Genomic DNA, 25052 nt, shown 5'->3' on the forward strand with positions numbered 1-25052 from the left:
CAACATGTCTGAACAAAACGCACAGGGCGCTGACGAGGTAGTCGATCTTAACAATGAAATGAAGGCACGTCGCGAGAAGCTGGCTGCACTGCGTGAGCAGGGTATCCCGTTCCCGAACGATTTCCGTCGTGACCGTACCTCAGACCAACTGCACGCAGAGTTTGACGCGAAAGAAGCTGAAGAACTGGAAGCGCTGAATATTGAAGTGTCCGTCGCGGGCCGTATGATGACTCGCCGTATTATGGGTAAAGCCTCTTTTGTTACCCTGCAAGACGTAGGCGGCCGCATTCAGCTGTATGTGGCGCGCGATGATCTGCCGGAAGGCGTTTACAACGAGCAGTTCAAGAAGTGGGATCTTGGCGATATCCTCGGCGCGAAAGGTAAGCTGTTCAAAACCAAAACCGGCGAGCTGTCTATCCACTGCACCGAACTGCGCCTGCTGACGAAAGCGCTGCGTCCGTTGCCGGATAAATTCCACGGCCTGCAGGACCAGGAAGCGCGCTATCGCCAGCGTTATCTGGATCTCATCTCTAACGATGAATCCCGTAACACCTTCAAAACCCGTTCGAAGATCCTGGCTGGTATTCGCCAGTTTATGGTTGCTCGCGGCTTTATGGAAGTCGAAACGCCGATGATGCAGGTGATCCCAGGCGGCGCGTCTGCCCGTCCGTTTATCACCCATCACAACGCGCTGGATCTGGACATGTACCTGCGTATCGCGCCGGAACTGTACCTCAAGCGTCTGGTGGTTGGCGGCTTCGAACGCGTATTCGAAATTAACCGTAACTTCCGTAACGAAGGCATCTCCGTGCGCCATAATCCTGAGTTCACCATGATGGAACTCTATATGGCGTATGCGGACTACAAAGACCTGATCGAGCTGACTGAGTCTCTGTTCCGTACGCTGGCGCAGGATGTTCTGGGCACCACCCAGGTTCCGTACGGTGATGAAGTGTTTGACTTCGGTAAGCCGTTCGAAAAACTGACCATGCGTGAAGCGATCAAGAAATATCGTCCGGAAACAGATATGGCTGATCTGGACAACTTCGATTCCGCGAAGGCGATTGCTGAAAGCATCGGCATTCACGTCGAGAAGAGCTGGGGTCTGGGCCGTATCGTCACCGAGATCTTTGACGAAGTCGCTGAAGCGCATCTGATTCAGCCGACCTTCATCACCGAATATCCGGCTGAAGTGTCTCCGCTGGCGCGTCGTAATGATGTGAACCCGGAAATCACTGACCGCTTCGAGTTCTTTATCGGCGGTCGTGAAATCGGCAATGGCTTTAGCGAGTTGAACGATGCGGAAGACCAGGCGCAGCGTTTCCTGGATCAGGTTAATGCAAAAGCGGCGGGCGACGACGAAGCCATGTTCTACGACGAAGACTACGTGACGGCGCTGGAACACGGTTTACCGCCGACAGCGGGTCTGGGAATTGGTATCGACCGTATGGTGATGCTGTTTACTAACAGCCACACGATTCGCGACGTTATTCTGTTCCCGGCGATGCGTCCGGTGAAATAAGATGTAAATTGCCGGATGGGGCATTAGCCGCCATCCGGCATCTCTTCGTTCAGACGTAGCACCATCAGGCAATCTTTAACGCTGGCAGTAATTGAGCAGTCGTTCACGCGCTTGTTCGTCTGACGCTTGCATGACCATCCACGGGCTAAATACCCACGGCGTAGCGAGAAGGCTTTTCCATACGCTTTTAAATTCGCTCCACTGATAGTCCATCACTTCTTCGCTGTTAACCTGTAACACACTGGTTGCCCGCGCGGCAAATACCGGACAGACTTCATTTTCCACAATACCGTTTGGATCTGTCGCCCGATAGCTGAAGTGCGGATAGACGGGGGTGAGATCGGTAATTTCCACGCCGAGTTCGAACCGACAACGGCGGATGATCGCCTCTTCGGTGGTTTCGTCTTGTTGCGGATGACCGCAAACCGAATTCGTCCACACGCCTGGCCAGGCTTTCTTGCTCAGCGACCGTCGTGTTACCAGCAACTGACCATCTTCGTTAAATAGCCAGCAGGAGAAAGCCAGATGCAAAGGCGTATTAAGCGTATGAGCCGCATACTTTTCCAGTGTGCCGGAAGGCTTATCCTGCTCATCCAATAAAACGACATGTTCCTCAGTCATGAAAGCTCCTGAAAATTAAAATGACCCGGCAGCATGGCCAGGCCATATACTCAGACGATCAGCGTAGCGCATAACAGAAAGAAAGGCATTACCAAAACAGGCCCTGACAGAACGCAGACGAGCACCATTGTGCCGTGAGTCGATATTATGCTGGCATATCGGATATTCGCGGCATCATCATCCGCGCGGACCCTTTCCGGCGTCAATGGATTGGGCATACGGCATTTGGCTGCTATCATAAGGCGTCTGTCAATAGAGTGAGGAATGGTTTTGAGCGCAGGACGCCTGAACAAAAATAGCCTGGGTATTGCGGTGCTGTTATGCACAGGGCTGCTGCTGGCGGGGTGTTCCAGTAATTCCGGCTCAGGAACGTATTCCGGCTCCGTCTATACCGTTAAGCGCGGCGATACGTTGTATCGTATATCGCGCGCTACGGGAACCAGCGTGAAAGAACTGGCCCGACTGAATGGCATTTCTCCGCCTTATACTATTGAGGTGGGGCAGCGAATTAAAGTGCGCGGCAGCGCAAAGAGTAGCACTTCAACACGCAAAACCAGCAATAAAACAGCAACAAAAACTGCTGCGGTCAGACCGTCATCTTCGGTGCCAAAATCCTCCTGGCCGCCGGTGGGGCAGCGTTGTTGGGTATGGCCTGCTAACGGTAAAGTGATTTTACCTTATTCCACCGCGGAGGGCGGAAATAAGGGGATCGATATTGCGGGCGCGCGCGGAACGCCTGTTTATGCGGCGGGAGCGGGTAAAGTTGTCTATGTCGGGAATCAGCTGCGCGGTTACGGCAATCTCATCATGATTAAGCACAATGAAGATTACATTACGGCTTACGCTCATAATGACACCATGCTGGTTAATAATGGACAAAGCGTTAAAGCGGGGCAAAAAATCGCTACGATGGGCAGCACGGATGCCGCATCTGTAAGACTACACTTCCAGATTCGCTATCGGGCGACGGCCATCGATCCGCTGCGTTATCTGCCGCCGCAGGGGAGTAAACCGAAGTGCTGACGGTGAATTAATCGCCAGTCAGCCAGTAAGTCTCTTGCCAACCAGAGCGTAAGGTTTATAATGCCTACGCATCTCAAAGCGGGCGTAGTTCAATGGTAGAACGAGAGCTTCCCAAGCTCTATACGAGGGTTCGATTCCCTTCGCCCGCTCCAGACAAATATCTTCTAGTATTTACTAAATCCACGAATTTATAGCAATTTTCCGTGTCGGCCCCACAGTACACAGGGTTTCAATACCTATGTCGGACGGCTATTATCAGCTGGCGACTCCGGTAATGACTTTATCATTCAGCCCGCAGCACAACGATGCCCGGTCTGGAATGCATGTATTCCATAAACGGTGTGTCCACCACTTTTCTGTTTGCGGCCAATGAGGAGGCGTTCCTGAACCACACCTGTTCATCATGGCGAACTACGATACCCACATGTGAAACGTCCAGCCCGTCAAGCGGGGAGTAGACACCGATATAATCCCCGTTTTTTAGGTGGTTCATGACCTGCTGGTTGATGGCTCTTCCGGGAATGTAATTTATTTTACGAGGATGGATGCCCAGACCAGGAATGTACTCGCCGCCATCAGGTTTATGGTTAAGCTGCTTGTCAACAACGACATAATCAGGGCTGATATCCGGCGTTACATCCCGTGCATTACGCGGTGCTGCGGCGAACCAGTCAGAGAAGAAGTGCCGGCGGCTGAGATAAGCAACTTTGCCCGCGGCGTAGCGAGTCCTGGCAAGATTATGCAGAAACGATTTCTGATTATCACTGCGGGCCAGGGCCTCAACGTAATCAGCCAGGGTAAAGCAGTCCACGCCGTTGAAATTCGCTACAAGGACTTCGGGGGTTCCGGGCCCACCGATGAGCGTATCCGCCTGATAAGGTGTTCCGAGAAAAGCAGACGATACGCGGCTAATAACTTCTCCATGGTTTTCGCCTTTATAAGGAATGACATCCGACTGGATAATCCGGCTTACTTTTTCTGCCGTAACGCTGTCCATGCTGGTCTGATATTTTTCTGTGCCAGGGACGGCACAGGCCGTCAGATGCGCCGACATAAGCAAAATTGTCCATGCATTTACCTTCATTATCATCTCCGGAAAGGTTCAAATCCCTTTTTTACCTTTACCGGAAATGGTTGTGATGGATACAGAAAAACGCCAGAGGTTGATTACAGGTTGAGTAATATGAACGCTGATGATGATAAATGTGAAGATCATCATACGACTTTATTCGCCGTTGTTTTTTGCCTGATCGTCAAAGCCAACATGCCCCTTCAGGCTGGCGATACATACCGGTCAAATCCGTGCCGAACTGGCCCGCAAGGGAACACCTGTCGGGCCTTATGACCAGATGATTGCTGGCCATGCCCGTAGCCGCGGACTGGTCGTCGTCACAAACAATCTCCGCGAGTTTGAACGCATTCCGGGTATCCGAATCGAAGACTGGTGCTAATTTCTGCATCAGATGTTATCCCCGGATTCAAACTCTTTTCCGGATTTAGTGGCACAGTCAATTTGGTTACCTGCTTAATGGTGGTTTGCATCACATTTTTAGCTGGTGGTATTTTTTTATGTTGACTGGAGATATCTGCCAACAGCATAACTTTTACGGCCAGATAATAAATAAAAGAGTACCAAAATGTCGTATTCTGACATGTTTACGAAGGGAGTACAGCTCCCTTCTTTTTTTGTTTCCTGGATACTCACTGAACAATGCCGTTACTGCCCGATAACTGCCGCCCCCCCTCACCATAGCCGTTTCCTGCAACTAAGTCACAGACGTTGATTTACCAGGCCGATATGCCTTCTTTCCCGTTATATACCCTTCATACTTCAAGTGGCTTATGTGTTGGCTACGGATTACTCAGTCCATCCATGGACCTCGCCCTGATGGGCCGTCGCACGCGACGTTCAAATCTGCTCCCGGCAGATTTGTCGCTCACCCCAGTCACAGAGTTATCTATGCTCCTGGGGACTCACTCCCTTGCCGCCTTTAAGCAACTCGAATTATTTTGGGTATATATCAGTGAACTTCTATTTTTGTCAGTTTTTATTTTTCAGTTTATTTATTATTAAATACTGTTTCTGGCCTGGATATATTTTCGTGAATAGCCTCCCGACAGCCGGAGATAAAGGTATTTGCTGGCGTAACAGCGCTCATAATTTAAAAGATTTATTTATAGTTTGTTATCACGGAAAGATTTTAACTTAATACATGCCAGTAAGGCATCAGGTAAAAATAACCGGAGAGAAGAAGATGAACAAAATGCTATTAGCCGGAAGTGCCGGTATTGTTCTGCTGTCTGCTGCAGCCAGTCCGGTATGGGCAGACGATAATGCCAGTACATTTTCACTTGGATACGCCCAGTCCCATACTAATCACGCCGGGACGTTGCGTGGGGTTCGGCTGGCAAACAACTATGAAATGTCACCGGACTGGGGGCTGACAACCTCATTTGCCTGGCTAAATGGAAGCCAGCGCTATTCCGATGAAAGCAGTAATGGTCGTGTAACAACCCGTTATTACTCCCTGCTTGCAGGCCCCTCATGGAAAATAAATAACCAGTTAAGTCTGTATAGTCAAGTGGGCCCCGTATTATTGCATCAGCGTGATCACGGGATAAATGAGTCTGATAGTAAGGTCGGATATGGTTATTCTGCTGGCGTGGCTTATACCCCGGTCAGTAATGTCGCTATAACTCTGGGTTATGAGGGAGCGGATTTTGATGCTACCCATAACAGCGGAAGCCTTAATAGCAATGGTTTTAATCTTGGCGTGGGTTACCGGTTCTGAATAGGATAATCCGATAAAAAATGTTACTTTGTGGAGATGATGGATTATGAAAAGCCATATTATGCCAGGCGTTGCGCTGATGTTTATCCTGTTTTCAGGAAATATTATGGCCGCAACAAACATGACTGATAACGTTACTCTGAATAATGACAAGATATCCGGACAGGCCTGGCAGGCCATGCGTGATATCGGAATGTCGCGATTCGAGTTGTTTAATGGTCGGACCCAAAAGGCGGAACAACTGGCTGCGCAAGCAGAAAAACTCCTGAACGATGACAGCACTGACTGGAAGCTGTATGTCAAATCAGATAAAAAAGCCCCAGTTGAAGGAGACCACTATATTCGGATAAATTCATCGATTACGGTAGCAGAAGATTATCTCCCTGCGGGCCAGAAAAATGATGCTATTAATAAAGCAAACCAGAAAATGAAAGAAGGAGATAAAAAAGGGACTATAGAGGCCCTGAAACTAGCAGGCGTCAGTGTTATTGAAAATCAGGAACTCATTCCTCTTCAGCAAACCCGTAAGGATGTGACCACAGCGCTTTCCTTGATGAACGAAGGAAAATACTATCAGGCAGGTCTATTACTGAAATCAGCTCAGGATGGCATAGTTGTAGACTCTCAGTCAGTTCAGGAATCACCCACGCACTCTGTGCAGCACGACGCCGCGCATTAATATCCCCCAGCCTGCTGTATACATTACAGCAGGCAGCATTATGTCTGACAGCTATTACCAGTTTGTTCTTTGCTGTCGGCATTGTTTTTAAATTTCATCCGCGAAGTTCAGAAATGTCAGGGTACCTGCATTTATATCTATTGTGATGCCCATCACAAATACAGAAGAATATCATTTCATTTATTATTTTTTATTCCTTCCACTTATGATGGTTCATAATCATTTATTAAGTTAATGTTTTGAAATTAAATGCCTTTCACTTGCGTCATATCTGGTTTTTTATGCTGCCAGCAATTTCATTGCTATATATGATTAGTATTATGTTTTGTAAATATCCAGTGTGATGGAAAAGCAAAACATACATTCCCGATAACATATTACAAAATATTTCATGTCCGCTGCGAATATCTGTCTGTTAGGTATTCATCTGCTTATAATTACATTAAAAAGTATTTCTTTGATGATTATTCTTAAATTACGATCATAATCATCGATCGTATCGATCTATTTTTATTGTTTTAATTTGAATAAGAATTTTCTTACAACTGATTAGGCGTTAGCTGAAATCAATATTTTTCGATGGAAAGTTCAGGTGCTTCGTTTAACACCCGGCGTTTATTATTCATACGAATCTTTTCTGAACGCTTTCATTAATACCCTCATATTTGTTTTCAGCCTTTGCAAAATAATTCTCATTCACCCAAAGGACATATTATCTATGCGTAATAAAATAATACTTGCCATGGCAGCTGCCGGTATGATGTATGGCGCTTCTGTATTTGCCGCCGATACTACACCCACAGCAGGCCCGTTCGGCTCAGGTAAAATTCTTTTCACTGGTACCATCACCAACTCACCCTGTGATATCGCACCGGGCGACGATGCGATCACCGTTCCGTTTGGACAGATTTCTTACCGTAAACTGAATACCGCCGACGCAACCACGGACTCAAAACCGTTCACCATTCATCTGCAGAACTGCGCCTTCGATCCGAATGAAACTACAATAGCCGGCTCCGCAGGGAAAATGTCTAAAGTAACCGTCTCTTTCAGTGGCACAGCTGATACCTCAGGTAAAGCTTACGTCAGCACCGGCAGGGCCCAGCATGTTGGTGTCCAGCTACTGAAGAGTGACAACACCACAATTATCGAGCCCAACACCCCGATGCCGGATGGCGAAGCTCAGCAACTGCAGGCCGGGAATAACGAACTCAACTTCTTTGCCCGCCTGATAGCCCTGACAAATGCCGCAACTCCTGGCGATGTTAACGCATCCGTCACCTACACCCTGAAATACTTGTGATTTTACGCAGTAAATAACGACAGGGAGAAGCCGTCCACGGAGGGGATCGGACGGCTTTTATATCTGACTGTGCCTGCGGGCTGTCTGTTACACGGACGACAACACGAAAGCGCCATGCCATGAAAATTACCCGGCTTGCCATTCTGATTACCCTGACATTTTCCGTCCTGAAGTCGCAGGCCACGGAGTTCAATGCCAGCCTGCTGGACAGCGGGAACCTGTCTAACGTGGACCTCACGGCCTTCAGCCGCGAGGGGTATGTGGCGCCCGGTAACTATATTCTCGATATCTGGCTCAATGACCAGCCGGTACGGGAACAGTATCCGGTCAGAGTTGTACCGGTTGCCGGACGCGACGCGGCCGTCATCTGTGTGACAACAGACATGGTGGCCATGCTGGGTCTTAAGGATAAGATTATTCATGGCCTGAAACCCGTTACCGGTATCCCGGACGGGCAATGCCTTGAGCTGCGCTCCGCTGACAGTCAGGTACGGTACAGCGCTGAAAATCAGCGTCTGACCTTCATTATCCCCCAGGCCTGGATGCGTTATCAGGACCCGGACTGGGTGCCTCCTTCACGCTGGAGCGACGGCGTCACCGCCGGCCTGCTCGATTACAGCCTGATGGCCAACCGCTATATGCCGCAGCAGGGGGAGACCTCTACCAGCTACAGCCTCTACGGCACCGCCGGGTTTAATCTCGGCGCCTGGCGGTTGCGGAGCGATTACCAGTACAGCCGTTTTGACAGTGGGCGGGGCGCATTACAGTCCGATTTTTATCTGCCGCAGACGTATCTGTTCCGTGCCCTGCCAGCACTGCGCTCAAAACTGACGCTCGGACAGACGTACCTCAGCTCCGCTATTTTTGACTCCTTCCGCTTTGCCGGGCTCACTTTGGCCAGCGATGAGCGCATGCTGCCGCCCTCTCTTCAGGGGTATGCCCCGAAAATCAGCGGCATTGCGAACAGTAATGCACAGGTTACCGTCAGCCAGAATGGCCGCATTCTGTACCAGACCCGGGTGTCGCCGGGGCCTTTTGAGCTTCCCGACCTGAGCCAGAATATCAGCGGCAACCTGGATGTCAGCGTCCGGGAAAGCGACGGTAGCGTCCGGACCTGGCAGGTCAACACGGCCAGCGTCCCCTTTATGGCACGCCAGGGACAGGTTCGCTATAAGGTGGCCGCCGGACGTCCGCTGTACGGCGGGACGCATAACAACAGCACGGTCAGCCCTGACTTTCTGCTCGGGGAGGCCACCTGGGGAGCATTTAACAACACGTCGCTGTATGGCGGCCTCATTGCTTCCACCGGCGACTACCAGTCCGCGGCGCTCGGGATCGGCCAGAATATGGGGCTGCTGGGCGCTCTGTCTGCGGACGTCACCCGCTCAGATGCGCGGTTGCCGCATGGGCAGAAGCAGTCCGGTTACAGCTACCGTATCAACTATGCCAAAACGTTTGATAAAACCGGCAGTACCCTGGCGTTCGTCGGATACCGCTTCTCGGACCGCCATTTTCTGTCCATGCCGGAGTACCTGCAGCGTCGGGCCACCGACGGCGGCGATGCATGGCATGAAAAACAGAGCTACACCGTGACTTATAGCCAGTCCGTTCCGGTACTCAACATGAGCGCGGTCCTCTCGGTAAGCCGGCTCAATTACTGGAATGCGCAGTCCAACAATAACTACATGCTCAGCTTCAATAAAGTGTTCAGTCTCGGCGACCTTCAGGGGCTCTCGGCCTCGGTGTCGTTTGCCCGTAACCAGTACACCGGCGGGGGGAGCCAGAACCAGGTCTACGCCACCATCAGTATCCCGTGGGGAGACAGCCGCCAGGTGAGTTACAGCGTACAGAAAGATAACCGGGGTGGCCTGCAGCAGACCGTGAATTACAGCGATTTCCATAACCCGGACACCACATGGAACATCAGCGCCGGTCATAACCGCTATGACACCGGCAGTAACAGCAGCTTCAGCGGCAGCGTGCAGAGCCGTCTGCCGTGGGGCCAGGCGGCAGCGGACGCCACCCTGCAGCCCGGACAGTACCGCAGCCTGGGCCTGAGCTGGTACGGCTCGGTGACCGCCACCGCCCACGGCGCCGCCTTCAGCCAGTCGATGGCCGGGAATGAGCCTCGCATGATGATAGATACCGGAGACGTGGCCGGTGTGCCGGTGAACGGCAACAGCGGAGTGACCAACCGCTTCGGGGTGGGCGTGGTGAGCGCCGGCAGCAGCTATCGGCGCAGCGATATTTCGGTTGATGTGGCCGCCCTGCCGGAGGACGTGGACGTCAGCAGCTCCGTCATCAGTCAGGTACTGACGGAGGGCGCGGTGGGCTACCGGAAGATTGACGCCAGCCAGGGGGAGCAGGTGCTCGGTCATATCCGGCTGGCTGATAGCGCAAGTCCGCCGTTTGGCGCCCTGGTGGTGTCCGGGAAAAGCGGCAGAACCGCGGGGATGGTCGGAGATGGCGGTCTGGCCTACCTGACAGGTCTCAGCGGGGAAGACCGCCGGACCCTGAATGTGTCCTGGGATGGCCGGGTGCAGTGCAGACTCACCCTGCCGGAAACGGTGACACTCAGCCGGGGGCCGCTGTTACTGCCCTGCAGATAAAAATATCCCTGTCACAGAGCAGGTCTAAAGGAGAAAACAGGTGAAAAACAGCAGAAGAAGCCGTGTGATTTTACTCGCGCTGGCGGCAGCATGGAGCCAGTGCAGCCCGGAGGCCGTCAATGTCGACCGGACCCGTATTATCATGGATGCGCCGCAGAAAACGGTGGCCATCACGCTGAATAACGATGATAAAACCACGCCGTTTCTGGCGCAGTCCTGGGTGACGGACGCTGACGGGGTGAGAACCGATGCGCTGATGGCGCTGCCGCCGCTGCAGCGTATTGATGCCGGACAGAAATCCCAGGTCCGCATTACCCAGGTTCGTGGGCTGACAGATAAGCTCCCTCAGGACAGGGAAACGCTGTTCTGGTTTAACGTGCGGGGCGTTCCCCCGAAGCCGGAAGACGACAACGTCCTGCAGCTGGCCATGCAGAGCCAGCTGAAACTGTTTTACCGTCCTAAAGCCATTATCAGAAGCAGCAGTGACCAGCCGGAAAGAAAGCTGACCGCTGAGCGAAATGCGGGACATCTGACCCTCAGAAACCCGACGCCGTACTACATCACTGTGGCGTGGCTGGGAGCAGACCGTAGCCACAGGCTCAGCGGTTTCCGCGAGGGCGTGATGGTGCCACCCCTGGGGAGCCTGCCTTTAAAGGCTTTTCTGCCGGCAGAAACCCGGACGCTGTGGGTGGGGTATATTGATGATTACGGTGGACTGCAGATGAACCGCTACACCTGCGATGCCCTGAGTTGCGCGTTTAAGGACGCAGGGGCGACATCATGACAGGACGATTATTCGATATGAAATCACTGATACTGTCAGGTGTGTTTCTTTTCTTTGCTGTCTGTGATTCTGCGCGGGCAAACTACGACTGGTCAAAATGTGATGCCAATGGAAATGTAAATATTCAGAATATCAGTCTGAGGGGAGGACAATATTTACAGGGGCAGGAACTGCAGAAGATTACTGTTCCCATAAGTTATACCTGTACTACAACATGGAGCAGTATTGGTTCACTTGTTTACTCTACAGCAGTTTCGCTTTCCAATATGAAACAGGTAGCCACTGCGCTAAAAGATCGTGGTCTTGGAATGGATATCGTTATTCAGGAAGGGAACGGGACTCCCGCGCTATTTTCATGGAAGGATATACAGGCAGGGTTTTCCGGTTGGTCCAGTTCAAAAGCATTCGGAGAACGTATGGAAGCGCAAAAAACATATAACCGGAGCGGAACGATTACAGTACGTATTTTTGTTGAACAGGTTTTCAGTAATAATTTTGTGGACATAAATATTCCGGAAAGTAAAATTAATATATATCCCTATAGCCCGTCACAACCCTCAATATCTGTTGGGCCACCAACTGTTCCATTCAGACCTTTAACTGTTTCTGCGTTTAATCTCAGGTTTATTCCTGACAACTCAGGCACGGTTATTATCTCTCCTTCTAATACTATCAAAATGGGGCATTTTTATACGGAATATAAGGAAACCATGGTGCCCAGGGAAGTACCTTTCACCGTTACAGCACAACAGAATGTCGGAACGCAGATCCCGTTCGTCGCCCCACTGGCTATAGAGTTCAGGACCAACGGTCTGACACTGGCAGATGCTGACAGCACCGTGATTCTTAAGAATAATAAACAAGAAAACAATGGTTTCAGACTGTCGGTAATGGATGTGGATAATAACACACCAGTTAAATTTAATGTGAAAGCAGATATGGGACCTATCCATCTTGATAACGGTGCCGGTGGCAGAATTATAAAACGGTACAAAGCAAAGGTCGAAGCTATACCCGGTGAGGTAATTAAAACAGGTGCTTTTTCAGCAGCAATGACAGTTATTGTTACTTACAATTAGCAGGATTAAATACCATTTCCTGATAGTTAATTAAAAATAGCTATAAATTTATCTTTATGATTATTTTTTTCTTCTCGGTCTTTTTCACTAAAAAAACGGAGAGTCTGCATGTCTTCTGATAAATCAAAAGAGAAGATAGTTTTTTCAGGTAACGATATTCATTATCCCGGACAGACCAACCATGATGCCTGTTTTATTCCGGTAAGTGTCCGCCAGTATGCCGGCGAGCCCCTGTATATCATCGTGGCACACTGGTGCCTGTTGCAGCAGAACTGGGTTCAGCGTAACCAGATAGCAGAGGCGTTTCACATCACGGCCAGACGGGCCAGCTACCTGATTGCCTATCTGCGAAGCAAAACATCGCGGGTGGTCAGCATCTGCCGTCACCAGACCCTGCCCAATAAAGCACGACGCTATGAGATTTATGTTATCCGGGTTCTTGGCAGTCCCACCCCGTCCACGCGCCGTGAAAAAGCCGGACCGCCGCTGGTATCAAAACGCCGGGTCGGTAATGGTGACAGGTCGATGGCAAATGAACTGTGGAACCGGCTGTGCAGTAACAGAAATGCGGGGAAGATCCTGAAAAAGAAGGAGGATGAGGATGACGGAACATAACCGGATACCGGCCCGGCAGATTATCGTTTACGGTGACTGCTGGCCGGTGACGATCGCCGTGGCACACCTGGTCCGAAGATTTCTGCCGGGCTGCAACTGTGAAACCGCATACAGGCTGCCTGTTCTGTTGCAGCAATTACGTCGGAAACCGGAGGCCATACTGATACTGTGTCTGCGTCCCCGTGAACATCTCTTTTTGTTCTATTCCCTGAGACAGATACTGCCGGACTACCCGGTTATGATTATCAGCGATGAGCTGTTTTTCAGCGACCGGGTGGTACTGAAGGTATACGGCGGCATCCCGGCGCTGCTGGAGCAGGAACTGGCGGAGATACTTATTCGGTGGCGGCGGGATGAACAGTGGGCCGGGGGCGCACGCCTGCGCAGGACAGGAGCGCTGGACGCCTTTTTGTTATCTCCGGATCCGGTGACGGGCTTTCTGGAAGTGCCACCGATATTTAACAATCCGAAGCGGTTGATGAACTATATGGATCAGTTGATGCACCGGGAGATACTGGCATGCGGAGTGAGCCTGGCCCAGTTACGCTTGCTTCAGGAAGTTTACCGTGGACGAGGAAGGTTGTCAGCGTTGTGTGGAAGGCTGAATACACAGGAGAAGCAAATCTGGCAGGACAAATACCGGTTACTGGTGAAGCTGGGAATGCGGAACCGATTACGGGAACTGCTGTTTGGTACCCGGTTTTGTAAATCACTGCAGCGAACTCCGTTTATCGCTCCGCAATAACCCGCCTCCGGCGACCCTATCCAGAAACACTGACACGCCGGCTACACCCGGTGGCGGTGGGGTATGTTTTGCCTGTAGTGGAGTAAAATACAGAATTCAGGCGGGACGCTGAATGTATGGCCTTTCATACCGTTTGATAAGTAAAAACGCTTCTGGAATGAAACCCGACGTGAATGATACGGCCTGAGCAGAAGCGTTACATATTTACTGCATGATCCCGGTATAGCCATGAATTCCCATATACACGCCGACCAGACCAATCAGAATGCTCGAAAAATAGGGCGCCCGCCGGGCAAGCGTCGAAAAACCACTCCAGCGCTTTGCTGCCTGTTGAACGCTTATCGCCGCGCCAACGCCTACCGTCACCAGCGTTAATGCCAGGCCAAGACTAAAGCTCAGCACCATCGTGGCGCCCAGCGTAAACGCTTTAAGCTGGATACAAATCAGTAAAACAGTGATCGCAGCCGGACAGGGGATAAGCCCTCCGGTCAGGCCGAATAGCAGGATCTGTCCATTAGTCACTGTTTGACCATCAAAACGGCGTTGAATATCGGCAGCATGGGCGCGTTCATGGGCATCCTGATACGCTTTTGACGTTGCGCCTTCCGGATGTATGTGACCATGATGGTCATGGTCATGGTCATGGTCATGGTCATGGTCATGGTCATGGTCATGGTCATGGTGATGGTCATGGTCGTGATGGTGGTTTCCCGCCAGCCACTGCTGCTCGCCTCGCCATGTCCGCCAGAACATCCAGCACGCGGTGCTCAGAATAATGATCGCAGAAATTAACTGCAGCCATGGTTCCACTGATTGTGCGGTGAATGCCCGGCTAAGATACATCCCACCCAGAGCGATTAACCAGACGATCGCGGTATGAGAAAGCGTTGCTGCCAGACCGAGCATGACGGCCTGTTTAACCGTACCTTTAATGGCAATAATAAAAGCCGCCATCATAGTTTTGGAGTGCCCTGGTTCAAGCCCGTGCAAAATACCTAATAAAATGGCGCTGGGAATGAAGAACCAGCCGTTTCCTTGCTGAAGAAGTGTCGAAAATTCACCCATGAGAATGATTCTTAGTTGTTTTATGTGGGGCGTCATTCTACTCCCCCCCAGTATGGAATACTACCCCCCAGTAGCATCGTAATGCTATAATTTGTATTCGTTAATGTTAGTGAGGTGTTGCAATGTCACATACCATCCGGGACAAACAAAAGCTTAAAGCCAGAACCAGCAAGATTCAGGGACAGGTGATAGCGCTAAAAAAAATGCTGGATGAACCGCATGAATGCGCGGCCGTGTTACAACAGATCGCGGCGATTCGCGGCGCGGTAAATGGCTTAATGCGTGAGGTGATTAAAGGGCATCTGACCGAGCATATCGTTCATCAGAGTGATGAAGCCAGGCGTGAAGAAGATCTGGACGTAATATTAAAGGTGCTGGATTCTTATATTAAATAGCCGGGAGTTATATCCCGGCTATCTTTTACTTTAGCCGAAAAACATCACCGATACGCAAAGTAAACCGACGACCAACGTAATGAAATTACCTACTGAACGGTAGGGTTTCAATGCCGGTATCAGGTACGTTGACAACGTGGGCATAATAAACAGAATCAGCGCAATGAGCGGGCCGCTAATGGCATAAATCATAGAGATGGCATTCGGGTTAATACAGCAAATAATAAACGTAATCCCGGAAACCAGCATGATAGACAGCGCGCGATTGAACGCCCGGCTTTTTTTCACGCCAACCTGCTGTAGGGTGGTTCTTACCATTTCGGTTGCGCCCTCAATGACGCCGAAATAGGTGCCGAGGAAAGATTTCGACATGGCCACGACGGCAACGATAATACCGGAAATAGAGAGCCAGGCCGGCGCATTGGGCATCATCGAGAGCGCGGAAAGGATGGTAACGCCTTCGTTGCGCGCGTCTTCAATGTATGACGGCGGAATGGAGAGCAGGCAGCTAAAGACAAAGAACAGCACGCTCAGGCAGATAATCAGGTAGGCGACCTTCATGATCTTTTTGCATTTATCCATGGCCTGATCGCCAAAATTTTCCCGTCTGTCGATGGCAAACGTCGAAATAATGGGCGTATGGCTAAAAGCAAAAACCATCACCGGAATAGAAATCCATACCTGGTGCAACGTGTGACTATCCAATGACATCTGCCCGGTCAGTAACGAGGGTTGCCAGCTTCCGGTTAAGTAGAGCGAAAGGAACAAGAAGTAAGCGATAAGTGGAAAGACTAAAAAGCCCATTACGCGAAGAGTGGCATGTCTTCCCATTAAGAAAATCATATTCAGGATAAGTACTACGCCGAAGCTAACTGCCATCCGGATGCGAATATCTATCTGAATATGCTTCGCTAATTGCTCTGTCAGGGAATTGGTAATTGCCACAGCATAAATTAATACCACGACAAAAAACGCAATGAAATAAAGCGTGGTAATAATACTGCCGATTTTCTTGCCGTAATAATGAGTAACGGCGCCAGTAATTCCCTCACCGGCAGAAGTCTTTGAGGAAAGAATAAACTGACACAGCGCCTTATGCGGCCAGTATGTTAGAGGCCAGGCGACCAGCGCGGTAATAAATAGCACGATTGCGCCTGCCGATCCCAACTGGATGGGAAGGAAAAGAGTGCCTGCGCCTACAGCCGTTCCGTATAATGCAAAACTCCAGAGAGTCTCATCTTTTGACCAAATTTTAGACATTATTTGAATTTATCAACTATAAAACACACAAAAAGAAGCGCAATTTACCATAAATAGCGTCAGTTGGGGGCGTTTTAAGCAGATGGATGTCGTGGAGGCGGAGGGCCGGGAGCGTTGCGATCCCGGCAAAAAAGAGCAATATCATGCACTAACGCGCTGTTGGCGGCGGGTCACTATTCGCTGGCGTAAAACATCGTATGCCCAGTTGTACAGCATCGTGTACGGCAAAAAGAACAGGAAGAAACCAATTTCCAGGGTGAATGCTTGTAGCAGGCTGACATTCAGTACCCAGGCGACAATACTCACGCCAATGACAATAAACCCACTTTCAAATCCTAACGCATGGAGTGCGCGCACTTTGGCGGTTCGTCTCACCTGATGCGCGGGCCACAGTCGATCAAACAGAGCGTTATAAATGATATTCCAGATCATGGCCGTCGTTGCCAGCAATATCGTCAGGCCGCCCATCTCCAGCACCGAGCGCTGCATTAGCCAGGCGGTCGTTGGCGCCAGTATCGCAGTCGCAATACCTTCAAAACAGACAGCATGGAAAATACGCTCCGGCAGCGAGCGACGTTGTATGGCGTCATGTTGCATAAACGAAAAAACCTTACTCTTAATCAAGCTAAAGAAATTTCCGCTATTTTATCGTTTAATGTGATACCTAAAAGATAACATCCATCGATAAAGCAGATAGGTTATGCGTTACTCACCTGAAGCGTTAATGGCATTTGTTGAGACCGTCTCTTGCGGTTCGTTTTCTGCGGCGGCGCGCCGCCTGCGTAAAAGCCAGTCCACCATTAGTACCGCCATTGCGCATCTGGAGGCGGATCTGGGATTTTCATTATTTGATCGATCTTCGCGCCAGCCCGTTCTGACCGAAGAAGGAAAACGGGTGCTTAGCTACGTTCAGGCTATTTTATCGGCGAGCGACCGTCTGGATGAGGTGGCGCTGACGTTATCCGGCGAGACGGAGGCAAGGCTCACGTTCGTCCTCTCTGATACCCTGCACCCTGACAGTCTGGAAGAGTTAATGGCGCAGTTTGATCGTCAATTTCCGCATACCGAGTTTGAATGTTTGATCGGAGAAAATGATGATGTCATCGACCTGCTGCAAAAAGGGCGCGCCCAGATAGGTCTGATTGAAGCGCGTGATGACTATCCCACAGACATTGGCGCGGCGCGTCTGCCTGTTCAAAGCTGGATGGGGGTTTATGTGGCGACCACGCATCCGTTGGCGTCACAGACGAACCTGCAATGGGAGCAACTGCATACCTGGCGCGAGCTGCGTCTGAATACCTATCTTGACTCTAACGCCAACATTACGCGCGGCCCGGCCTGGTCAGCGCCAAACTATTTATTACTGTTGAGCATGGCGGTTCAGGGATTTGGCTGGTGCGTATTGCCCTGCGCGCTGGTGGAAGAGTTTGCGGCGGAAAAACCGCTGGCGCAGCTGGATGTTCCTGGCTGGCCGAGGGCGATTGCTATTGATTTGCTGTGGAACAAGAAAACGCCGCCCGGAACGGCGGGGAACTGGCTTCGCTACCATTTGCAGCAGAAATAAGCTGTATCACCGTCAAATCAGCGTCATTTCCTTTGTGATAAAACTCACTTTTTTTAAACAATCAAGATAACTAATTTTAACAATGCTCTACTATGGCGGTGTCATTTTGCGCTGAGGTGGTAATGAAAGAGGTTGTGATAGTGGGGGCTTTACGGACACCCATCGGCTGTTTTCAGGGAACGCTGGCCCGTCATTCCGCCGTCGAGCTGGGGAGCATGGTCGTAAAAGCGTTAATTGAGCGCACCGGCGTGGACGCTAACGCTATCGATGAGGTCATCCTCGGTCAGGTGCTGACGGCTGGCGCCGGGCAGAATCCGGCGCGCCAGTCAGCCATCAAAGGAGGGCTGCCGACTACCGTTTCCGCTATTACCATTAATGACGTTTGTGGTTCCGGTTTAAAAGCGTTGCACCTGGCGACGCAGGCTATTCAGTGCGGCGAAGCGGACATTGTTATTGCGGGCGGGCAGGAGAATATGAGCCGTGCGCCGCATGTCCTCAATGACAGCCGTAGCGGCGCGTTGCCTGATGCCGACAATCTGGTGGATAGTCTGGTACATGATGGCTTATGGGATGCCTTCAACGATTATCACATTGGCGTGACGGCAGAAAACCTGGCGCGGGAATATGGCATCAGCCGCGAGTTACAGGATGCTTATGCGCTCAGTTCGCAGCAAAAAGCCAGGGCCGCGATTGATACCGGGCGTTTTAAAGATGAGATTGTCCCCATCGTCACGCAACGTAATGGGCAGACCGCAATTGTCGATACGGATGAACAACCGCGGGCCGACGCCAGTGCGGAGGGGTTAGCCCTGCTGCATCCGGCGTTTGATAGTTTAGGTTCGGTGACGGCGGGTAATGCCTCCTCAATCAACGATGGCGCCGCCGCGGTGATGATGATGAGCGAGGCGAAAGCCCAGGCGCTGGGGCTGCCGGTGCTGGCGCGCATCCGCGCGTTTGCCAGCGTCGGCGTCGATCCTGCGCTAATGGGGATTGCGCCGGTATATGCTACCCGGCGCTGTCTGGAGCGTGCCGGCTGGCAACTGACGGAGGTCGACCTTATCGAAGCCAACGAAGCGTTTGCCGCCCAGGCGTTGTCGGTAGGAAAAATGCTGGAATGGGATGAGCGACGGGTAAACGTTAATGGCGGCGCGATTGCGCTGGGGCATCCCATTGGCGCTTCCGGTTGTCGAATTCTGGTTTCACTGGTGCACGAAATGGTTAAACGCGACGCGCGAAAAGGTCTGGCGACGCTGTGTATCGGTGGCGGCCAGGGCGTTGCTTTAACCATTGAACGCGACTGATCCTGCGCCAGCCATCCTTTTCCTGCTTCAGTATTCCGTTATAAAAAGCCCTCTATCACGAGGGCAAAGCCAGTGACAGAACCCCCTTTTTCGTTATAGCGCAGAACGTCTTGCCGCGTCGGGCATTGCAGACGCATACCGCTTTTAATTCAATTCGCACATCAGACCCCGTTCCAAAACAAGCCCCAATTTTTATCTGAGTAACCGCATACAGCATCTGGCGCACATGTCTGAAAATCAGATAAGTGCGTAAGTTTTAGCGCCGATCGTGATCGCTACAGCAGTTTTAAAAATAACCAACCACATAAATGAAACGTTGTTTTATTTATTGTTGAAAACCTTTATCCAGGCGACTATGATGCCGTTAAATAAATCAAAACAGTGTTTTGATTTTATGCCATTGCGATCGATTTATCATTGGAGGGAAAAGTGGACGTAAGGCAAAGTATCCATAGCGAGCACGCTAAAACGCTGGACACCCAGGCGCTGCGACGCGAGTTTTTAATAGAAAATATTTTTGTCGCTGATGAATATACGATGGTCTACAGCCATATCGACCGTATTATTGTCGGCGGCATTATGCCCGTCAGCCATCCCGTTGAAATCGGCGGAGAGGTGGGTAAACAGCTTGGCGTTTCCCGGTTACTGGACCGCCGCGAGCTGGGCGTCATTAATATTGGCGGCGCGGGCGCCATTATCGTTGACGGGCAGCGCCATGATATTGGTCATCGTGATGCTCTGTATATTGGTAAAGGGGCGAAAGAGCTGGTCTTCGTCAGCAATGAGGCGAGCAGACCGGCGAAGTTTTATTACAACTGCGCGCCAGCGCATACCGCTTATCCGACGAAAAAAGTGTCGCCTGCCGACGTTGCGCCCGTCACCTTAGGCGATAACCTCACCAGTAACCGTCGCACCATCAATAAATACTTCGTACCGGATGTACTGGAAACCTGTCAGCTCAGTATGGGACTCACCGAACTGGCGCCCGGTAATCTATGGAACACCATGCCATGCCATACCCATGAGCGCCGTATGGAAGTTTACCTCTATTTCAATATGGAAGAGGACAGTTGCGTTTTCCATATGATGGGGCAGCCTCAGGAAACCCGTCATATTGTAATGCGTAATGAACAGGCGGTTATTTCCCCAAGCTGGTCAATACATTCCGGGGTTGGCACCAAAGCCTATACGTTTATTTGGGGCATGGTGGGAGAAAATCAGGTCTTCGATGACATGGATCACGTTGCGGTACAAGATCTGCGCTAGTCGCGACCGGTGATAACGCCTGTGCGTGACAGGCATGACAAAAATAAGGATTAACAATGATTTTGAATGCATTTTCTCTTGAGGGTAAAGTCGCGGTTGTGACGGGGTGCGATACCGGATTGGGGCAGGGGATGGCGTTAGGGCTGGCGGAAGCGGGCTGTGACATTGTCGGTATTAACATTGTTGAACCGACGGAAACTATTGCGCGCGTCACCGCTCTGGGACGTCGTTTTTTAAGCCTGACAGCCGATCTGCGTCAAATCGATGGCATTCCGGCGCTACTGGAACGGGCGGTGGCGGAATACGGTCATATTGATATTCTGGTGAATAACGCGGGTTTGATCCGTCGTGAAGATGCGATTGATTTCACGGAAAAAGACTGGGATGACGTCATGAACCTGAACATCAAGAGCGTGTTCTTTATGTCTCAGGCGGCGGCAAAACATTTTATTGCCCAGGGCAACGGCGGCAAAATTATTAATATCGCGTCTATGCTTTCCTTCCAGGGCGGCATTCGCGTTCCGTCTTATACCGCGTCGAAAAGCGGCGTAATGGGAATAACGCGTCTGATGGCGAACGAGTGGGCGAAACACAATATCAATGTAAACGCCATCGCGCCGGGCTATATGTCCACGAATAATACCCAGCAATTGCGCGCTGATGCACAACGTAGCGCCGAAATTCTCGACCGTATTCCGGCTGGACGTTGGGGGCTACCGGGCGATTTAATGGGGCCGGTAGTCTTCCTGGCATCCAGCGCCGCTGATTATGTTAACGGCTATACCATAGCGGTAGATGGCGGTTGGCTGGCGCGTTAATCCGCTACTGACAAATGCGTTTCTGGGAAAATCGACGCTTTGGCCGAAAAAACTGATAAAGCCCTGTCCTCGTACAGGGTTTTTTTATGATCTCATTAACATAGTCCATATTGTGGGTTTAACTTAATCCATATACTGTTAAATAATAGCTATGATCAATGGTTTAACTTATTGAAATATTGGTGGTTTAAAAAAATACCCGGCAACGGCGTTAAATTTAAAAAGTGTAATATCCATCACATATCGCTATAGCGTAGCCATTTAATCCATATTTATGCCGTTTCCAGCCTGACACTTGAGGAAGAGTATCCCGTACTTTCAGGCTATGTCTTACTCTGTTGTGGCAGGAAAATATGGTCTCTATTAATCATGACTCTGCTTTAACGCCGCGTTCGCTTCGCGACACACGACGTATGAATATGTTTGTTTCGGTTTCTGCAGCGGTAGCGGGACTGTTATTTGGTCTGGATATCGGCGTTATCGCCGGGGCGCTGCCTTTTATTACCGACCATTTCGTACTGACCAGCCGGCTGCAGGAATGGGTCGTCAGCAGCATGATGCTTGGCGCGGCAATTGGCGCATTATTTAACGGCTGGCTTTCATTCCGGCTGGGGCGTAAGTATAGCCTGATGGCTGGCGCGATTTTGTTCGTGCTCGGCTCGCTGGGGTCGGCGTTTGCTTCCAGCGTGGAAGTATTGATTGGCGCCCGCGTGATACTGGGCGTAGCAGTAGGGATTGCCTCCTATACCGCGCCGCTTTATCTCTCTGAAATGGCAAGTGAAAATGTTCGCGGCAAAATGATCAGTATGTATCAACTGATGGTGACGTTAGGCATTGTGCTGGCTTTTTTATCCGATACGGCATTCAGCTACAGCGGCAACTGGCGCGCGATGTTGGGCGTGCTGGCGCTTCCTGCGGTGTTGCTCATTATTCTGGTGGTATTCTTGCCGAATAGTCCGCGTTGGCTGGCGCAAAAAGGTCGCCATATTGAAGCGGAAGAGGTGCTGCGTATGCTGCGCGATACCTCGGAAAAAGCCCGTGATGAACTGAATGAGATTCGGGAAAGCCTCAAACTCAAGCAGGGCGGGTGGGCATTATTTAAAGCTAACCGCAATGTTCGCCGCGCCGTGTTCCTCGGTATGTTGCTACAGGCAATGCAGCAGTTCACCGGCATGAACATCATTATGTACTATGCGCCGCGCATTTTTAAAATGGCCGGCTTTACCACCACGGAACAGCAAATGATCGCCACGCTGGTGGTCGGACTGACCTTTATGTTCGCGACTTTTATCGCCGTCTTTACGGTCGATAAGGCCGGGCGTAAACCGGCGTTAAAAATCGGTTTCAGCGTAATGGCGTTAGGGACATTGGTGTTGGGCTACTGCCTGATGCAGTTTGATAACGGTACGGCATCAAGCGGTCTCTCCTGGCTTTCCGTTGGGATGACGATGATGTGTATCGCCGGTTACGCGATGAGCGCCGCTCCGGTGGTGTGGATACTGTGTTCGGAAATCCAGCCGCTGAAATGCCGTGATTTTGGCATTACCTGTTCAACCACGACAAACTGGGTATCGAACATGATCATCGGCGCGACATTCCTGACTCTGTTGGACAGCATTGGCGCGGCAGGTACATTCTGGCTCTACACCGCGCTGAATATCGCTTTTATCGGCATCACTTTCTGGCTGATTCCGGAAACCAAAAATGTCACCCTGGAGCACATCGAACGCAAGCTGATGGCGGGCGAGAAGCTAAGAAATATTGGCGTGTAATCACCCCTCCCATGCCGGATGACGCCTGTTATCCGGCATGATGAAAAATAGACTGGAAACGGATGTGTAAGTTTGCTTCACTGCCATAATGCTTTACAAAAAGGAGAGCGCAGTGAAAACGATCGGGCTGTTGGGGGGTATGAGCTGGGAATCGACTATCCCTTATTACCGTTTAATCAATGAAGGCATTAAACAGCAGCTGGGAGGCCTGCACTCGGCGAGCTTACTGCTGCATAGCGTAGATTTCCACGATATTGAAGTATGTCAACGCCGCGGCGAGTGGGATAAAGCGGGCGATATCCTGGCGCAGGCCGCGCAGGGGTTACAGCAGGCGGGCGCAGAAGGTATTGTGCTGTGTACCAACACCATGCATAAAATCGCGCACATTATTGAATCTCGTTGTTCTCTGCCTTTCCTACACATCGCGGATGCTACCGGGCGAGCCATCGCCCGTCAGGGGTTGCATCGCGTGGCGCTATTAGGGACCCGCTATACGATGGAGCAGGATTTTTATCGCGGGCGGCTGGAACAGCAATTTGCGATTGAGACCATCGTGCCGGAGGCGGACGATCGGGCGCGTATCAATCAGGTCATTTTTGACGAGCTCTGTCAGGGGACATTCACTGACGCGTCGCGCCACTATTATTTACAGGTTATCGAACAACTGGCTGCGCAAGGCGCGCAGGGCGTTATTTTTGGCTGCACTGAAATAGGTTTGCTTGTTCCCCAGACGCAAAGCGCGCTACCGGTTTTCGATACCACGGCAATTCATGCCGCAGATGCCGTGAGCTTTATGCTTTCGTCATCGGCCCCAGAATAACCTCCAGCGGTTCGACCAGGCGCGAAAGATGCGTTTGTAAATGCTTACTGAAGGCGTCAACCAGCGCGGAGGCGGGGCGGTGTAGCGGGCGAATCAGGCTGACGGTAAAGGGCACGTCAATGCTGAAGCGGCGAACGGTGACGCCGCTGGCGGCATAGTCCAGCGCGGTCAGCGGGTTAACGATCGAAACGCCCGCCCCGGCGCGCACCATCGCGCAGACGGAGGCCGCGCTATGCGTTTCCACCACCATTCTGCGCTTCACCTGATGTTCGGCAAATAACGTATCCAACAACTGTCGGTAGCTGTCCAGGCGGGAGAGGCTGATAAAGTTTTCCCCCTGAAAATCGTCTGGCGTCAGTACCGTTTTGGCGGCACGCGGATGGTCGCAGGGCAGTACGCACACTTCATTTAGCGTTAGTAACTCGGTACGGGTTGTTCCTGCCGGGGCATGAAGCGTCTCCGTCAGCCCTAAGTCGTGGCGCTGAGCGGAGAGCCACTCTTCCAGCAACGGCGACTCCTGCGGCACAATATTCAGGCTGACATCCGGATAACGCGCCAGAAAAGGCGGTAGTAACGGCGGCAAAAAGGATTGTGAAAAGACCGGCAGGCAGGCGATAGAGAGTTCGCCCTGACGGAACTCGCGCAGACTTTCCGCCGCGCTGACGATGCGATCCAACCCATACCAGGAGCGTTGTACCTCTTCGAACAGGCGTAGCCCTTGCACCGTCGGATGTAAGCGCCCGCGTGTGCGCTCAAACAGCGTTAATCCCAGCACTTTCTCAAAACGCGCCAGCTCGCGACTGACGGTAGGCTGCGAGGTATGCAGCAGCCGCGCCGCTTCGGTGAGATTTCCGGCGGTCATTACGGCATGAAAAATTTCAATGTGACGTAAATTAACGGCAGCCATACGTTTCCCTGAATCATTTATCCCATATCATTTTTGCATAGACTGACAATAAAACGATATTTTTTATTCTTTCTAAGGTATGGCGTAATCGTTAAAAAGCCTGTTCCGGAGT

23 protein-coding genes, 1 tRNA gene and 1 pseudogene are annotated in these 25052 nt (G+C 51.2%); 19 read left to right on the forward strand and 6 right to left on the reverse strand.

The genetic code is table 11. The features are described from left to right. Positions 1-4: 4 nt before the first annotated feature. Positions 5-1522, forward strand: a complete 1518-nt coding sequence (lysS, locus tag ABVN44_RS13425; RefSeq protein ID WP_000003339.1) for a lysine--tRNA ligase — start codon at positions 5-7, stop codon at positions 1520-1522. A 75-nt stretch (positions 1523-1597) separates the two neighbouring features. Here lysS and idi read toward each other — a convergent pair whose 3' ends face one another. Then, a complete protein-coding gene (idi, locus tag ABVN44_RS13430; RefSeq protein ID WP_023232673.1) occupies positions 1598-2143 on the reverse strand; it encodes an isopentenyl-diphosphate Delta-isomerase in 546 nt (181 codons plus the stop codon). A 264-nt stretch (positions 2144-2407) separates the two neighbouring features. Between idi and actS the strand changes: the two genes are divergently transcribed. Further along, on the forward strand, positions 2408-3166 hold the full coding sequence (actS, locus tag ABVN44_RS13435; RefSeq protein WP_000244329.1) for an amidase activator ActS: 759 nt from the start codon (positions 2408-2410) through the stop codon (positions 3164-3166). Positions 3167-3244: 78 nt separating this feature from the next. Further along, positions 3245-3318 (forward strand) — tRNA-Gly (locus ABVN44_RS13440). 131 nt (positions 3319-3449) lie between these two features. Here the strand turns inward: ABVN44_RS13440 and ABVN44_RS13445 are convergent. After that, on the reverse strand, positions 3450-4256 hold the full coding sequence (locus ABVN44_RS13445; RefSeq protein ID WP_077248415.1) for a DUF1460 domain-containing protein: 807 nt from the start codon (positions 4254-4256) through the stop codon (positions 3450-3452). Positions 4257-4446: 190 nt separating this feature from the next. On the opposite strand from ABVN44_RS13445, the pseudogene vapC reads away from it, so the two are divergent. From vapC to ABVN44_RS13490, 9 genes and pseudogenes are all read left to right on the forward strand, one after another. Continuing rightward, a pseudogene (gene vapC / locus ABVN44_RS13450) lies at positions 4447-4617 on the forward strand (tRNA(fMet)-specific endonuclease VapC); the annotation flags it as partial. A gap of 804 nt (positions 4618-5421) precedes the next feature. Next, a complete protein-coding gene (locus tag ABVN44_RS13455) occupies positions 5422-5958 on the forward strand; it encodes an STM3031 family outer membrane protein (protein ID WP_001038500.1) in 537 nt (178 codons plus the stop codon). 46 nt (positions 5959-6004) lie between these two features. Then, complete coding sequence (locus tag ABVN44_RS13460; RefSeq protein ID WP_023232674.1) at positions 6005-6637, forward strand: YfdX family protein; 633 nt, start codon at positions 6005-6007, stop codon at positions 6635-6637. Between the two features lie 718 nt (positions 6638-7355). After that, positions 7356-7940 carry a fimbrial protein gene (locus ABVN44_RS13465; protein ID WP_023232675.1) on the forward strand — a complete coding sequence of 195 codons (585 nt, stop codon included), beginning with the start codon at positions 7356-7358 and terminating at the stop codon, positions 7938-7940. 119 nt (positions 7941-8059) lie between these two features. Further along, positions 8060-10549, forward strand: a complete 2490-nt coding sequence (gene stdB / locus ABVN44_RS13470; RefSeq protein WP_023232676.1) for a fimbrial outer membrane usher protein StdB — start codon at positions 8060-8062, stop codon at positions 10547-10549. 40 nt (positions 10550-10589) lie between these two features. Further along, positions 10590-11333: a fimbrial biogenesis chaperone StdC gene (gene stdC, locus ABVN44_RS13475; RefSeq protein ID WP_198870410.1), complete on the forward strand. Its 744-nt coding sequence runs from the start codon at positions 10590-10592 to the stop codon at positions 11331-11333. Then, positions 11330-12412 (forward strand): hypothetical protein, encoded by a 1083-nt coding sequence (locus tag ABVN44_RS13480; protein WP_023232678.1) that lies wholly within the window; start codon positions 11330-11332, stop codon positions 12410-12412. The genes stdC and ABVN44_RS13480 overlap by 4 nt, the downstream gene beginning before the upstream one ends. Positions 12413-12520: 108 nt before the next feature. Then, complete coding sequence (locus ABVN44_RS13485) at positions 12521-13027, forward strand: CaiF/GrlA family transcriptional regulator (protein WP_023232679.1); 507 nt, start codon at positions 12521-12523, stop codon at positions 13025-13027. After that, positions 13014-13772: a hypothetical protein gene (locus tag ABVN44_RS13490; protein WP_023232680.1), complete on the forward strand. Its 759-nt coding sequence runs from the start codon at positions 13014-13016 to the stop codon at positions 13770-13772. Before ABVN44_RS13485 ends, ABVN44_RS13490 begins: the two co-directional genes overlap by 14 nt. 204 nt (positions 13773-13976) lie before the next feature. Here ABVN44_RS13490 and ABVN44_RS13495 read toward each other — a convergent pair whose 3' ends face one another. Continuing rightward, positions 13977-14837: a nickel/cobalt efflux protein RcnA gene (locus ABVN44_RS13495; protein ID WP_052896655.1), complete on the reverse strand. Its 861-nt coding sequence runs from the start codon at positions 14835-14837 to the stop codon at positions 13977-13979. Between the two features lie 122 nt (positions 14838-14959). Here ABVN44_RS13495 and rcnR point away from each other — a divergent pair, with 122 nt between their 5' ends. Further along, positions 14960-15232: a Ni(II)/Co(II)-binding transcriptional repressor RcnR gene (gene rcnR / locus ABVN44_RS13500; RefSeq protein WP_000019953.1), complete on the forward strand. Its 273-nt coding sequence runs from the start codon at positions 14960-14962 to the stop codon at positions 15230-15232. Positions 15233-15262: 30 nt separating this feature from the next. Here rcnR and ABVN44_RS13505 read toward each other — a convergent pair whose 3' ends face one another. Both ABVN44_RS13505 and ABVN44_RS13510 read right to left on the reverse strand, forming a co-directional pair. Next, positions 15263-16492: an amino acid permease gene (locus ABVN44_RS13505; protein ID WP_023232682.1), complete on the reverse strand. Its 1230-nt coding sequence runs from the start codon at positions 16490-16492 to the stop codon at positions 15263-15265. A 141-nt stretch (positions 16493-16633) separates the two neighbouring features. Next, entirely contained in the window at positions 16634-17089 is a 456-nt protein-coding gene (locus ABVN44_RS13510; RefSeq protein ID WP_001519547.1) for a multidrug/biocide efflux PACE transporter, read from the reverse strand. A gap of 103 nt (positions 17090-17192) precedes the next feature. On the opposite strand from ABVN44_RS13510, the gene ABVN44_RS13515 reads away from it, so the two are divergent. From ABVN44_RS13515 to ABVN44_RS13540, 6 genes are all read left to right on the forward strand, one after another. Next, on the forward strand, positions 17193-18056 hold the full coding sequence (locus tag ABVN44_RS13515) for a LysR family transcriptional regulator (RefSeq protein ID WP_020839089.1): 864 nt from the start codon (positions 17193-17195) through the stop codon (positions 18054-18056). A gap of 122 nt (positions 18057-18178) precedes the next feature. After that, complete coding sequence (locus ABVN44_RS13520) at positions 18179-19357, forward strand: acetyl-CoA C-acetyltransferase (RefSeq protein ID WP_000665977.1); 1179 nt, start codon at positions 18179-18181, stop codon at positions 19355-19357. Positions 19358-19786: 429 nt separating this feature from the next. Continuing rightward, positions 19787-20623 carry a 5-dehydro-4-deoxy-D-glucuronate isomerase gene (kduI, locus tag ABVN44_RS13525; RefSeq protein ID WP_000383270.1) on the forward strand — a complete coding sequence of 279 codons (837 nt, stop codon included), beginning with the start codon at positions 19787-19789 and terminating at the stop codon, positions 20621-20623. A gap of 56 nt (positions 20624-20679) precedes the next feature. Then, complete coding sequence (gene kduD / locus ABVN44_RS13530) at positions 20680-21441, forward strand: 2-dehydro-3-deoxy-D-gluconate 5-dehydrogenase KduD (RefSeq protein WP_000602491.1); 762 nt, start codon at positions 20680-20682, stop codon at positions 21439-21441. A gap of 353 nt (positions 21442-21794) precedes the next feature. Next, on the forward strand, positions 21795-23213 hold the full coding sequence (gene araE / locus ABVN44_RS13535; RefSeq protein ID WP_000253650.1) for an arabinose-proton symporter AraE: 1419 nt from the start codon (positions 21795-21797) through the stop codon (positions 23211-23213). A gap of 112 nt (positions 23214-23325) precedes the next feature. Further along, positions 23326-24033, forward strand: coding sequence for an aspartate/glutamate racemase (locus ABVN44_RS13540; RefSeq protein WP_000848629.1), 708 nt, complete (start codon positions 23326-23328; stop codon positions 24031-24033). Here the strand turns inward: ABVN44_RS13540 and ABVN44_RS13545 are convergent. Further along, on the reverse strand, positions 24005-24940 hold the full coding sequence (locus tag ABVN44_RS13545) for a LysR family transcriptional regulator (RefSeq protein WP_023232683.1): 936 nt from the start codon (positions 24938-24940) through the stop codon (positions 24005-24007). The two genes, ABVN44_RS13540 and ABVN44_RS13545, sit on opposite strands and share 29 nt — an antisense overlap. Between the last annotated feature and the right edge of the window lie 112 nt (positions 24941-25052).

Origin of the sequence: Salmonella sp. SJTUF15570 (assembly GCF_043357055.1) — a bacterium.
In the GTDB taxonomy this organism is placed as follows: domain Bacteria; phylum Pseudomonadota; class Gammaproteobacteria; order Enterobacterales; family Enterobacteriaceae; genus Salmonella; species Salmonella enterica.